This window comes from Sunxiuqinia sp., from assembly GCF_055140945.1.
This window is the reverse complement of record NZ_JBSQYS010000062.1, coordinates 1-14,030: the sequence shown is the minus strand read 5'-3', so window position 1 is coordinate 14,030 and position 14,030 is coordinate 1. Positions and strand designations below refer to the sequence as shown.

The following is a 14,030-nucleotide window of genomic DNA, read 5'->3' as shown; positions in this document are numbered from 1 at the left end:
GTATCCCGGGCAGTGCGCCGGAAAGAAAAAATCCTGACGCGCGTGGAAGGATAACTTTGACTTGATCTTTTTTGATTACTTTTTGGTATCAAAAAAGTATTTGGGGTTTGGGGCAATGCCCCAACATCAGCAATAAGAACGAGACCTTAGATATTAGAAAATAGAGTCAAGAGCCAAGAATCAAGAACCAAGAGGGTGAGATAACAGCAACCCGCTGAGAGATTGCTTCACTGCGTTGCCAATGACGCATGTAAAAAACGTCATTGCGGGGAAGGAAGAACCAAGGCAATCTGTTTCGGACAATATTGGAGCTATTCGCTGAAAGATCCTGAAACAAGTTCAGGATGACCAGCCTTCTATTGGGATTAGGGATAAAAAAAGAAGGTCGGATTTACAATTTCATTTTAAAAACATTTGTTCTACATCTACGGTTACTATCTTTATCAAAAACTTAGAACTCAATATTACAGACATAAAATAACTATGAAAAAAGCGATCAAGCACCTGCTGTCATTGCCGCCCAATCTGGCAACAACCTTTCATGCCATCACCCAACACAACACAACCGATTTTTATTGCACCTCTGACCCTATTGAAAACCGGGTTGGGTCAGGCGGTGGAACCTCATGGTTGCTATCACAATGCTGGCAGAATCAGGCTGTAGATCAATCTTTTGAAGAGTGGCTAGGTGGTGAAAAAAGAATCTTAATTCACGCTGGAGGACAAAGTAGGCGACTACCATCTTATGCACCATCGGGCAAGTTATTAGCCCCTATTCCGGTGTTTCGCTGGAGTCGTGGGCAAAAGCTCGATCAAACCCTGCTTGATCTACAATCACCCCTTTACGAAAAGATTATCCAATCAGCTCCGCCAAAAGTCAACACACTTATTGCCAGCGGCGATGTACTGATTTTAAATAACCAGCCCCTAGCCCCGCTGCCTGAAGCCGATGTAATTTGTTATGGTCTATGGTCGCGCCCCGAATTGGCATCGAGGCATGGCGTATTTGTATGCCCAAAAAATAATCCGGAGCGTTTAAGCTCGATGTTGCAAAAGCCATCGGTTCACAAATTACAGGAACTGGGGCAAAGCCACCTCTTTTTGATGGACATTGGCATTTGGCTGTTGAGTGACCGTGCTGTTGAACTGTTGATGAAAAAATCGGGCTACAAAAATGGCCGGTCACCCAGCACACCTCCATTTTACGATCTGTACTCGGAGTTTGGGCTGGCAATGGGCGAAACCCCAACATTGGAGGATGACGAAATTAGCAAACTCAGCGTAGCGATCATTCCTCTCGAGGGAGGTGAATTTTATCATTATGGGACCAGTAAAGAGCTGATATCATCTACATTGGCAATTCAAAACCGGGTGATTGATCCACGCTCAATACTGCATAAAGACCGGAAGCCACATCCCAGCATGTTTATCCAAAATGCTCACTCAGAAATCAAACTAAGTGGACAGATGGAAAATCTATGGATTGAAAACAGCCATATCAGTCAAGGGTGGCAGCTCTCCAGCAACCATATTGTAACCGGAATTCCGGAGAACGACTGGAACCTGAATTTATCTTCAGGAGTTTGCCTTGATATTGTTCCGATAGGTAAAACCGAATACTGTGTTCGTCCTTATCACATCAACGACCAGTTTAAAGGTGCTCTTGGAAATGATTTAACCAGCTGGCTGGAAAAGCCATTTAAACACTGGTTGCAAGAACGAGGATTGAGCTTTGAGTCAACAGCACTGGATCCGGATATCGACATACAGGATTCTCCAATTTTCCCGATTTGTACAAAAGAAGAACTAAGCTCATCATGGATCAACTGGTTGCTTGATTCAACCACAAATGAAACTTTCACCACACTATGGGCTAACAAAAAAAGACTTTCAGCCAACCAACTATCTGAAAAAGCTAATCTTTCGCGACTTTTGGAACAGCGAAAATCATTCCGGTTAAAAAACTGGCCGGGCATCCGCAATAACTTTAAGCACAGTGTATTCTTTCAACTCAACCTGGATCAGGCAGCGAAGGAATTTGCAGAACAAGAGTTAGCTGTTCAACCGTTGGATAACCAGCTGGTAGATCCTCAGGCTCGTTTGGCCGAAAAAATGTTTCAGGCAAGAGTATTGCAATACCGGGGACAGGACTTTAGTTATACCGAAGAGGACGCTTTTAGCATTCTTCGTGAAACCATCCTGGAAGCGGTGAGTCGGCAAACGACCATTCCTCAACTTAACATCCATCATGATCAGATTGTATGGGGAAGAAGTCCTGCCCGAATCGATCTGGCCGGTGGTTGGACCGATACACCCCCCTATTGCTTGTTTCAGGGTGGGAAAGTAGTCAATATGGCGATCAACCTGAATGGGCAGCCTCCTTTGCAGTGCTATATCCGCCCAACAGACGAATACCAATTAGTTATTCGGTCCATTGACCTTGGCAAGCGCGAATCCATTACCAATTACAATGAACTGGCCAACTATAACCAAATTGGTTCGGCTTTTTCAATTCCCAAGGCAGCACTTTGTCTGGCCGGCTTTCACCCCGACTTTACGCCGCAGCATTTCAAGTCACTGGAAGAGCAACTCAAAGCATTCGGCAGTGGGATTGAAATTACCATGCTGGCAGCCATTCCCAAAGGATCAGGGCTAGGAACCAGCTCGGCACTGGCAGCCACCGTGCTGGGCACTTTATCTGATTTCTGCGGATTAAATTGGAGCCATACCCAAATCAGCATGAATACGCTCATATTGGAGCAACTATTAACCACAGGGGGCGGTTGGCAAGATCAGTTTGGAGCCATTTTACCGGGGGTCAAACTCCTGGAGACAAATGCCGGATTTAACCAGGAGCCAGCCGTAAGATGGGCACCCGATTACCTGTTCACCAAGCCGGAATTTCATTCCTGCATGCTTCTTTATTATACGGGAATCACCCGGACTGCGAAAAACATACTGGCAGAAATCGTTCGTGGCATGTTTCTGAATGGAACGCAACATTTGGATATTCTGGAAGATATGAAACAACATGCTGTGCACACGTTCAATACCCTTCAAAAAAATGATTATAACGAACTGGCAGCTTGCATCGCAAAAACCTGGCAACAAAAACAACGAATTGACCATGGTACCAACCCGCCGGCAATACAACAACTCATTCATTTAATTGAAGACTTAACTGCCGCTTATAAACTACCCGGAGCTGGTGGTGGCGGCTATCTGTTTATTTTAGCAAAAGATCCGCAGGCAGCTCTTAAAATAAAAAAGCGCCTGAGTGAAAATCCACCAAACCTGAACGCCCGCTTTGTTGAACTGGAGCTGTCAACAACAGGCTTTCAACTCACGCGATCATAAATAAAAATCTTAAAACTGGCTATCTCCATGGCAGAACCACAGGGTATTCCATCAGAGTTTAAGCTAAATACCATTGAAGAATGGTAAAATGAGCTTGCATTCATAGCTCGAGTGCTTATAACCGCTTGAAAATTGAGCACATAAAAATGAGTCAAGCCGTTTTTAATGAGAAAATAAAAGCTTAAATTCACAAACATATTCGATACCTAAAAAAGAGAGGTAAATTAAACAATGAAAACACGAAACAATAAAGTAGAAATAAAACTAATTTCCCCAAAAGCGGAAGAAGCGCTTAATAAGTTAGTTGAGAAGGGGTATATTGAATTTATAGGTTTCAAAAAAGCACCAACCTATGTGGCTCTGAAACCTTCAGATGATAACCCCAAAGTTCCGCTAAATTTTGCAAAATCGTCGAACGAAGAAATTTTAAAAAGGATGAATCTGAAGCAATACGGCAGTAACACACTGGCACAAGCTCGAAAGATCATTGATTCGACCCGCAAAAACAATTCCGGCGAATAAGCTTAATCCAATTGTTTTTTCACGAGACCAAGAGCGCCGACCTAAAATGATTAGGCCGGCGCTCTTGGTTCATTGATGTTTTCTATTTTTTCTTAATCTGCAACAAGGGTTGTTCCACCTTTCTCCAGCCCTTCAATATTGGTAATCCGAATTTGGCTCACCCCTTTCTGAATCGCATTGAAACTATTATCCAACTTAGGAATCATTCCCGCATGAATGGCTCCGGAAACCTGAAGAGCTTTAAATCCGGAATGAGTCAGCGATTGAATGACCGAATTATCATTCTCGGCATCTTCCAACACCCCCGGTTTTTCGAAGCAAAAAACCAATTCAACATCAAAATACCGGCTAAACCCGATTGCTGCTTCTGCCGCAATGGTATCGGCATTAGTGTTCAATAGCTGACCTTTTTTATCGTGTGTCAGGGGAGCCAAAACCGGAACCACCTTTTTTTCAACCAGCAGTTTCAGCTCATCAACATGCACCGAAACCACATCGCCCACAAAACCGTAATCAATATCCTTCACAGGCCGTTTCACCGCTTGCATATAATTCAGGTCGGTGCCCGTTAAGCCAATGGCGTTAATTCCGTTAGCCTGCAATTGAGCGACAATATTTTTATTGACCAAGCCACCATACACCATGGTTACCACCTCAAGCATGTGGCTATCGGTAATGCGGCGACCATCCACCATTTTGGTTTCAATGCCCATTCGTTGTGCCATAGCTGTTGCCGATCGACCTCCGCCATGCACCAGTACTTTCAGCCCTTCAAGCTTCGAAAAATGATTCAGCAATTCTTGAAGCGACTCGTTCTCCTCAACAACCTTACCGCCAACTTTAACTATCGTGAGTTTTTCTTTATTCATCTATTATTTTTATGGGTCATTTTTAGTCAATGGGATCATTAATCGAAAAAACAAAAAATGACTATGATTGACAATAAATGACCGTTTAACGACAACCGAACGGCCACAAATGATAATCGTTTCTTACTTCATCTGATCCAACATCATTTTCAGCACAGCCTGTGCTGAGAACAGCCGGTTTTCGGCTTCAGGAACAACGATTGAATTGGCACTGTCGATAACAGAATCAGTAACAATCATATTCCGCCGTACAGGCAGGCAATGCATAAACTTGGCTTTGTTGGTCACCGCCATTTGCCTGTCGGATACAGTCCAGTTGCGGTCTTGAGACAATACTTTGCCATAATCGTTATAGGAAGCCCAGCTTTTGGCATAAATAAAATCGGCACCTTCAAACGCTTTCATCTGATCATACTCCGGTTTTAAATCACCCATGAATTCAGGTGCCAGCTCATAACCTTCGGGATGAGTAACGACCAATTCATAGTCTGTTTCACGCATCCACTCAACAAATGAGTTGGGTACAGCCTGTGGCAATGCACGAGGATGTGGAGCCCAGGTCATCACCACTTTGGGACGTTCCTTGGTTTTATGCTCTTCAATGGTCAGGTGATCAGCAAACGACTGCAAAGGGTGACGGGTAGCCGCTTCCATACTAACGACGGGTACTCCGGCATAATCGATAAACTGCTGGATGATCTTTTCCTGATAATCATCTTCGCGATTCTCAAATTTAGCGAAGGCTCGTACCCCAATAATATCACAATACTTTCCAATAACCGGCACGGCTTCCCGAATATGTTCCGGTTTATCGCTATCCATAATTACACCAAGCTCGGTCTCCAGTTTCCAACCTCCTTCATTAATATCAAACACAATGACATTCATCCCCAGGTTTAAACCCGCCTTTTGTGTACTCAGCCGAGTTCTTAAACTTGAATTGAAGAAAACCAACAACAGGGTTTTATTCTTTCCTAAATCCTGAAATTGATAGGGATCTTTTTTTAGCTCCAGAGCCAGTTTTATCGCTTCGTCTAAATTATCTAAATCGTGTACTGTTGTAAAGTGCTTCATATTGTATGGGTTTCGAGTTCTTTGTTTAAAGTTTCTGGTTATTTCATTGCGAACTAGTTTCTCTTATTCAACTGCCTCAATGTTATTTTGGTCGAACCTGTCCATCACCTTCAATGATGTACTTGTAACTGGTTAGTTCTTCCAGTGCCATTGGTCCGCGAGCATGCAGCTTCTGGGTTGAAATTCCAATTTCAGCTCCCAAACCAAACTGAGCACCATCGGTAAATGCTGTTGAAACATTACAATAAACCGAAGAAGCATCCACCATCTTACGAAATAAATCCAGGCGTTCGTCATTCTCCGAAATAATGGCTTCGCTATGTTTTGAGCTATAGGCTGCAATATGATCCAAAGCATCAAAAAACGTTGGAACAGTCTTTACCGACATTTCATAGCCCAAAAACTCGGTTCCAAAAGACTCCTTGTTTGCTTTCTTCAATAGACTGGCCGGATAGTTGCCTTCCAACATCGCATACGACTGCTCATCGGCATGAATGACAACATCACTCTTAGGAAGATCGGCGCAGAGCTGTGCTAAATCGCTCAACCGTTTTTCGTGAAGCACCAAACAATCCAGCGCATTACAAACACTTGGGCGGCGTGTTTTGGCATTCTCAACAATCGCTTGTCCTTTTTCGGCATCACCATATTCATCAAAATAGGTATGGCAAATTCCGGCTCCGGTTTCAATTACCGGAATGGTTGCATTCTCGCGCACAAAATTGATCAGCCCCTGAGAACCACGTGGTATAATCAAATCAACATATCCCCGGGCATTCAGGATTTCGGCTGTTGCTGCCCGGTCAGCCGGCAGCAAGGTCAGAATATCCTGATCAACACCGTGCTTCTCCAGGACCTGATGAATAATTTTTACGATTACTGTATTGGAATCAATGGCATCGCTTCCTCCTTTTAACACACAGGCATTACCCGATTTCAGGCAAAGTGAAAACACATCGAACGTCACATTTGGGCGTGCTTCATAGATGATACCAATCACACCAAAAGCCACAGTAACCTTTTTAATGATCATGCCATTTGGTCGTGTCGTTTCGCTCAACACTTTATTTAACGGAGTTGGCAAACTAGCTACATTACGAATATCGGCCGCAATACCTTCAATTCGTTCCGAAGTCAACTTTAAGCGATCGAATTTCGGATCAGCAGGGTTCATCCGGGCTAAATCCTTCTGATTTTCGACCAAAATCGCTTCAGTATGTTCAACTGCGGCATCAGCCAAGTCAAGCAACAGGTCATTAATTTTTGTTTCGCTCAGCAGGGCTAAGCTCCTGCTGGCTTTCAAAGTCAATTCCAATTGTTCTTTTACCTTCATGGTTTCTCTCTTGTTAATTAGATAAAAGTCCCCTTCCCTGGGGGAGGAAGGGGACAGACTCAGAATGTTTTGATTTTGTTGAAGTCAACAAAAAGGGGGTTGATGTAGAAAAGGGTATAAATAACGATTCTGAGTCAGTATCTTAATATTTTATTCTTCACTTAAATATAAATAATCATAATGGACCACCGGTTTTTGTCGGGGAGACTGGCCTTCAACTTTTACTTTTTCAGCTGAATACTGCGATTTTCCCCAGCCGACCAGCTGTCCGTTATCATCAATAATTCGTACAATGTCGCCGCGCTTAAAGATCCCTTTAACTTCCATTACACCAATGGGTAGTAAGCTGGTTGCCTTTGATGAGAAGAGCGCTTCCTTAGCCCCCTGATTAATGACCAACTCACCTTTGGCAAAGCTATCAGAATAGGCGATCCACTTCTTTACATTGGATGACTTCCGACCATCATGATCAAAATAGGTGTGTTTCACCTCTTTATCTTTACTCAGAATATCAGTAATGATAAAATCGCGCGAACCATTGGCAATGTGAACAGCAATACCCTCTTTCGCAGCTTTACGTGCTATTGAGCTTTTCGTTAGCATGCCTCCCCTGCCAAATCCTGATTTTTGAGTCGAAATATTTTTCATCCAATCCCGCTCATTCAGACCGATTTTTTCAATGATCTTAGAATCGGTAGAATTTGGATCTCCATCATAAATCCCATCAATATTGCTAAGAATAATCAGTGCGTCCGAGTTTTGCATGGAAGCAATCAAGCCCGACAACTCATCATTATCGGTAAACATCAGCTCGCTAACCGAAATCGTATCATTTTCATTTACAATCGGCACCACCCCATTATCAAGCAAGGTGGTAAAGCAGTTCTTCATATTCAGGTAATGATTCCGATCACTAAAATTATCTTTCGTGGTCAGCACCTGCGCACAGGTAATATCATGCTTATTGAAAAATTCAGCGTAATAATTGATCATTTTCACCTGACCGACAGCCGACCACAGCTGCCTCGAAGAAACGGTGTCCAGCTTCTTCGTAAGTTTTACCTCGCGGCGTCCGGCTGCGACCGCACCCGACGACACCAAAATCACTTCAACACCTTTTTTATATAGGGTTGCAATTTGGTCAACCAAATGCTCCATGCGGGCAACATTCAATGTTCCATCAGACTTTGTTAGAACGTTACTACCTACCTTTATGGTAATTTTTTTATAGTTGTAACTCATTCCTATCCGGTTCTATCCGCGATCAATTTTATTAAACGATGCGATAAGCCCCTGAATAACCGATGAGCTAAATCCTTTGTGTTCCATTTCATTAATTCCGGTAATGGTCACTCCCCGTGGGGTCGTCACTTTATCAATCTCGCGTTCGGGATGATGACCGGTATTCATAATCAGCTGAACAGCCCCTTTTACGGTTTGAGCCGTTATAAACTGTGCCATCTCTGCACCAAATCCCATCTCGACACCTCCTTGCATCGCTGCACGGACATAACGCAAAGCGAAAGCTGTTCCGCATGAAGCTAACACCGTGGCCGCAGCCATTAGTTCTTCTGTTATCACCACCGTTTGTCCTAATTGATCAAACAATTCCTTTACAGCTCCCAAACTCTCTTTTGTGTTACCATTTCCTGAAATACAGGTCATCGATTCCTGCAAGGAGATCGCGGTATTCGGCATTACCCGAAAAATTTGCGAATCCTTGCCAACGAGTTCTTCCAAATCAGCCAGGCTCACACCCGCCGCAATAGAAACGAGTAACTTATCGAGGGTTAGTGCCGGCTTAATTCCGTTAATCACCTTTTCAACGTGATACGGTTTTACTGCAAGCACAACCATATCAGCCTCTTTCACTGCTTCTATATTCTCCACATACGTGTTAACGCCCTTGGCTATAAAACCTTCCAGAACCGACTCCCGGGGATCAGTGATTGAAATTGATGACGCCTCAATGTATCCCGACTTTAACAAGCCGTTAACAATGGCACCGCCCATATTTCCTGCTCCGATGATGGCAACTTTTCCAACTTTCATTTTTTGTATCTTTTAGTTTGAATGAACAGCGAGTTCATTCAATACTTTTGCAAATTTTTCTAAAAAGTAATCCGCCTGTTTCATTGTTAAATTCAACGGAGGAAGTAAACGAATAATATGTGCTCCCGAAACTCCCGTAAATATTTTTTCTTCGAACAGTAATTTTTGACGAATAGGCTTTATTTCTGCTTCAAACTCCATCCCAATCATCAAGCCTTTTCCGCGTACTTCTTTAATTTCCTCAAATTGAGCCAATTTTTCGATCAGATAGGCACCAACTTTCGCAGCGTTTTCAACCAGCTGTTCCTGTTTCATGATTTCTAACACGGCGCTGCCGGCAGCACAAGCCAAATAATTGCCGCCAAAGGTAGTTCCTAACATACCATACCAGGGTTTATATTCAGGGCTAATCAACACTCCCCCAATTGGAAATCCATTTCCCATTCCCTTAGCCATGGTAATAATATCGGGTTGGACATCAGTATACTGAAATGCAAAAAACTTTCCGCTCCGTCCATAGCCTGATTGAATTTCATCCAAAATAAGCAAAGACCCGAATTGACTGCAAAGGTCGGACAATTTTTGAATAAAATCAGGGTCGGGCACATGAATACCTCCAATTCCCTGGATTCCTTCCACAATAACAGCAGCTACATCTTTCGCTTTTAAGTGTTGCTCAACTTGTTCAATATCGTTTAGCGGTAAAATCACCGCATGTTCATTCTCATTAATCGGTGCAATAATCTTTGGATTATCGGTTACCGAAACCACCGCCGAAGTACGTCCGTGAAAGCCTTTTTTAAAGCTAATCACTTTTTTACGCTCAGTTACGAATGAAGCAAGTTTCAGTGCATTTTCATTTGCCTCAGCTCCCGAGTTACACAAAAACAGCTGATAATCGTCGAAACCTGAAAGCTCACCCAACTGGTCGGCCAACTGCTTTTGTTGTGGAATTTTTACCGAATTGCTGTAAAAACCAATTTGCTCCAGTTGCTTACTAATTTTAGAAACATAAACCGGATGACTATGCCCAACAGAAATAACCGCATGTCCCCCATATAAATCGAGGTACTTGTTGCTGGCATCGTCCCATACATAGCACCCTTCGGCTTTCACCGGAGTAATGTCAAATAATGGATATACGTCGAATAAATTCATAATAAGCGTATTTTAAAATGAAACCGGTTTTAAATTCAATCCTGCTTTTTCATCGAGACCAAACATCAGGTTCATATTCTGAACAGCTTGCCCGGATGCGCCTTTCAACAAGTTATCGGTAACACTCAATATCAGCAATTTGCTACCATGTTTTTCAATATGAAGCACGGCCTTGTTAGTGTTAACCACTTGTTTCACATCCGGATTCTCATGGGTCATAAATACAAACGGATGATCGGCATAAAAATCTTCGTATAATTTGACAGCTTCTTCAACTGTTCCTTTATAATCAGTGTAAACAGAAGCAAAAATACCTCTTGTATGATTTCCGCGAACCGGTACAAAATTGATATCAAAATCAAAAGATTCCTGTAACTGTCTAAAGCTTTGACCAATTTCGCCCAAATGCTGATGCTGGAATGCTTTATAAACCGAAACATTACTGTTTCTCCAGCTGAAGTGTGAGGTGCGGCTTGGTGCTTGCCCAGCCCCGGTTGATCCGGTAATAGCAGTCACATGCACTTCATTTTCCAACAATCCGGCAGCAGCCAAAGGCAACACGGCCAACTGAATGCCCGTCGCGAAACAGCCGGGATTAGCAATTCGTTTCGATGAACGAATTGCCTCCCGGTTGATTTCAGGTAATCCATAAATAAAGTCATTTCCTTCAGCCTTTAACCGGTAGTCATGACTCAAATCGATAATTCGAATTGATGCTGGTATTGAATTATTTTCTATGAATTCTTTTGATTTTCCGTGCCCCATACACAGGAAGATAACATCAGCTTTTTCAAAGTCGGGTTCTGCAATAAACCTTAAGGTCGACTCACCGATCAAATCGCGATGTACTTCTTCGAGTGGGTTTCCTGCATTGCTGCTACTTTGAACAAAAGCGATTTCTGCTTCCGGATGGTTCAACAAAATTCGGATCAGCTCACCAGCTGTATATCCTGCTCCTCCAATTATTCCTACTTGAATCATGTGTTCTACTCCGAATTAAAATTTCTTATTCACCGAGTTGTATATTTTCAGCGATGTTCCTAATATCTTGGTAAAGCCTTTCACATCTTGACTGGTCCAGGCTTTATTCATTTCGCCATATTCTCCAAAGTCGGATTTCATCAAATCGTATTCTGATTCAACACCGACTAATACAAATTGGTATGGTTTCAGCTTAATGATCACCTTACCGGTTACTGTTTGCTGCGTATTTTCGAGAAATTTCTCAATGTCGCGCATCACCGGATCAAGGTAAAGCGACTCGTGTAAAAACATACCGTACCAATTAGACAACTGTTCTTTCCAATACATTTGCCATTTCGTTAGTGTATGCTTTTCGAGCATTTGGTGTGCCTTAATAATCAACATTGGTGCCGCAGCCTCAAAGCCAACGCGCCCTTTGATCCCGATAATCGTGTCGCCAATATGCATGTCGCGACCAATCGCGTATGGTCCAGCAATAGCCTCCAAAGCACGAATGGCATCTACTGTATTGTAATACTTTTTGCCGTCAACACCTTTTAGTTCACCTTCAACAAAATCAAGCGTAATCTCTTTTTCTTCTTTTTCTTTTAATTGAGACGGGTACGCATCCTCCGGCAGCGTTTGCTCTGAAGTCAGCGTTTCTTTTCCACCAATACTTGTTCCCCAAAGCCCTTTATTAATCGAGTAAGCCATCTTACTCCAATCAGCTTCCACACCGTGTTCTTTCAGGTAAGTGATCTCGGCTTCGCGCGTTAGCTGCAAATCACGTGTTGGAGTCAATATTTCAATATCGGGAGCCAACACTTCAAAGGTCAGGTCGAAACGCACCTGATCGTTACCTGCTCCGGTGCTACCATGAGCCACGTATTTTGCTCCTATTTTTTTGGCATATTCTATGATGGCGATGGCTTGAAAAACACGCTCCGAACTCACAGAAATAGGATAGGTATTGTTACGCAGCACATTTCCATATACCATGTAGCGAATACATTTGCTGTAATACGTATCGGTAACGTCCAGCGTCACGTGCTTCGCTGAGCCCAACTCATAAGCCTTCTTTTCAATGTCTTTTAGTTCTTCGGTTCCAAAACCACCGGTATTAGCAATTGCCGTGTAGACTTCCAAGTTTTTTTCTACTGACAAATACTTCGCACAAAAGGAAGTATCCAAACCACCACTGTATGCTAATACTACTTTTTCTTTCATCTTATTTTATTGTTTTAAAAAGTGATGACACCAAATCAGCATTTCTACTGAAAACTTACAACTTTACTAACCTTATTTTCCCTCGACTGGTTACAATCTACGGGTTTATCATTTAAAGAAAATTAATCCTGAAATGACTGCCGAAACAGTGCCATCACTCATATTTTGTTTTATTCTTTTAAACATGCTAACTCCAGAGTCCTTGCCGTTTGATTTTGGCTTTAACTTGCCTATCATCTCCATTAATGAACTCCGCTTGGGTTTCTCTTCTTTCTGCTCCTTTTCTTTCGCTGGTTTCTTTTCCCAGGCCGGATCGAACAACATGCCTGTACACAAACACTTTGAGCGACCCGTTCGGGTTAAAATATCATAGTTCACACAACTCTGACAACCTTTCCAGAAACTCTCGTCTGTCGTTAACTCCGAGAAAGTTACCGGACGATAACCCAATTCATGGTTAATCTTCATTACCGCAAGCCCTGTTGTCAACCCAAATATTTTCGCATCAGGAAATTTCGTGCGCGATAACTCAAACGCCTTCTTTTTAATTTCCCTTGCCAATCCTATTCCACGGTAATCATTCACCACAATCAGCCCTGAGTTGGCTACAAACCGGTTGTGTCCCCACGATTCGATGTAGCAAAATCCGGCAAATAAATCCCCCTCTAAAGCAATAATTGCTTTACCTTCCATTATTTTATTGGTAATATATTCGTCTGAGCGACGAGCAATACCGGTTCCCCGCTCTTTCGAAGCCAGATCAATGCTATCATTAATCCGGGAAACATATGGTAAGTGAGCAACATTAGCTGCTGAAACTATAATATTTTTAATGTCTTTCATTTAGTCAATTTCCATCCTCTATCCTAACTTGTCTTCCAGCTTTGGCATCACCAGTATCAAACTATTAATTAAATCGCTTGAAGTCACTCCTTCTCTCATCACCAGCAAAATCGTGTCATCTCCAGCGATGGTCCCTATAATCTCATACGGATCGGCATTATCTAAAACGGCAGCCAAACTACTGGCATATCCGGGGCGAGTTCTTAAAACGGCCAGATTACCGGAAAATCGTAAATCCCGAAATCCATCCACCAAAAAGTTCACCCGTGTATTTTCATGTTGTGGCTCCACGCTCACCCCTTCAGGAATAACATACACATATCCCCTTTGGGAATGCGAAACTTTTGCCACTTTCAAAATTTTTAAATCGCGTGACAAGGTGGCTTGTGTCAAATCAAAGTCTTCTTCTTTTAATTTTCCAAGCAACTCTTCCTGACTACTGATTTCATTGGTTGTAATGATTTTTTTTATAGCCAATTGCCTTTTCGTGCGATTCTTCATTTTGTATATATATTCAATACTCTTGCAAAAATATGCATTTTTTATAAAAAACAAATTCTAATTCCAGAATTATTTCTATTTTTGTACCCGAATTGTTCAAGAGGAAACATTGAACCGAAATGAACGTTCTC

The 14,030-nt window shown here is 42.5% G+C and carries 12 protein-coding genes; 2 read left to right on the top strand and 10 right to left on the bottom strand.

Features of this window, described 5'->3' with window-relative positions; all coding sequences use genetic code 11:
* Positions 1-414: 414 nt before the first annotated feature.
* Both ACTB00_RS18970 and ACTB00_RS18965 read left to right on the top strand, forming a co-directional pair.
* Positions 415-3,357, top strand: a complete 2,943-nt coding sequence (locus ACTB00_RS18970) for a bifunctional fucokinase/fucose-1-phosphate guanylyltransferase (protein ID WP_463301485.1) — start codon at positions 415-417, stop codon at positions 3,355-3,357.
* Positions 3,358-3,588: 231 nt separating this feature from the next.
* On the top strand, positions 3,589-3,879 hold the full coding sequence (locus tag ACTB00_RS18965) for a hypothetical protein (RefSeq protein WP_463301484.1): 291 nt from the start codon (positions 3,589-3,591) through the stop codon (positions 3,877-3,879).
* 92 nt (positions 3,880-3,971) lie between these two features.
* Here the strand turns inward: ACTB00_RS18965 and argB are convergent, their stop codons facing one another.
* From argB to argR, 10 genes are all read right to left on the bottom strand, one after another.
* The gene (gene argB, locus ACTB00_RS18960) at positions 3,972-4,748 is read right to left on the bottom strand and encodes an acetylglutamate kinase (RefSeq protein ID WP_463301483.1); all 777 of its coding nucleotides are present in this window, start codon (positions 4,746-4,748) and stop codon (positions 3,972-3,974) included.
* Between the two features lie 123 nt (positions 4,749-4,871).
* Positions 4,872-5,822, bottom strand: coding sequence for an N-acetylornithine carbamoyltransferase (locus ACTB00_RS18955; RefSeq protein ID WP_463301482.1), 951 nt, complete (start codon positions 5,820-5,822; stop codon positions 4,872-4,874).
* A gap of 82 nt (positions 5,823-5,904) precedes the next feature.
* The gene (locus tag ACTB00_RS18950; RefSeq protein ID WP_463301481.1) at positions 5,905-7,155 is read right to left on the bottom strand and encodes a glutamate-5-semialdehyde dehydrogenase; all 1,251 of its coding nucleotides are present in this window, start codon (positions 7,153-7,155) and stop codon (positions 5,905-5,907) included.
* Between the two features lie 150 nt (positions 7,156-7,305).
* The gene (gene proB, locus ACTB00_RS18945; protein WP_463301480.1) at positions 7,306-8,397 is read right to left on the bottom strand and encodes a glutamate 5-kinase; all 1,092 of its coding nucleotides are present in this window, start codon (positions 8,395-8,397) and stop codon (positions 7,306-7,308) included.
* A gap of 12 nt (positions 8,398-8,409) precedes the next feature.
* Positions 8,410-9,207, bottom strand: coding sequence for a pyrroline-5-carboxylate reductase (proC, locus tag ACTB00_RS18940; RefSeq protein ID WP_463301479.1), 798 nt, complete (start codon positions 9,205-9,207; stop codon positions 8,410-8,412).
* 12 nt (positions 9,208-9,219) lie between these two features.
* Entirely contained in the window at positions 9,220-10,365 is a 1,146-nt protein-coding gene (locus ACTB00_RS18935) for an aspartate aminotransferase family protein (RefSeq protein WP_463301478.1), read from the bottom strand.
* Between the two features lie 12 nt (positions 10,366-10,377).
* Positions 10,378-11,346: an N-acetyl-gamma-glutamyl-phosphate reductase gene (argC, locus tag ACTB00_RS18930; protein WP_463301477.1), complete on the bottom strand. Its 969-nt coding sequence runs from the start codon at positions 11,344-11,346 to the stop codon at positions 10,378-10,380.
* 15 nt (positions 11,347-11,361) lie between these two features.
* Positions 11,362-12,555, bottom strand: a complete 1,194-nt coding sequence (locus ACTB00_RS18925) for an argininosuccinate synthase (protein WP_463301476.1) — start codon at positions 12,553-12,555, stop codon at positions 11,362-11,364.
* Positions 12,556-12,663: 108 nt separating this feature from the next.
* A complete protein-coding gene (locus ACTB00_RS18920; RefSeq protein WP_463301475.1) occupies positions 12,664-13,398 on the bottom strand; it encodes a GNAT family N-acetyltransferase in 735 nt (244 codons plus the stop codon).
* Between the two features lie 18 nt (positions 13,399-13,416).
* Positions 13,417-13,899 (bottom strand): arginine repressor, encoded by a 483-nt coding sequence (gene argR, locus ACTB00_RS18915; protein WP_159518114.1) that lies wholly within the window; start codon positions 13,897-13,899, stop codon positions 13,417-13,419.
* Positions 13,900-14,030 lie beyond the last annotated feature (131 nt).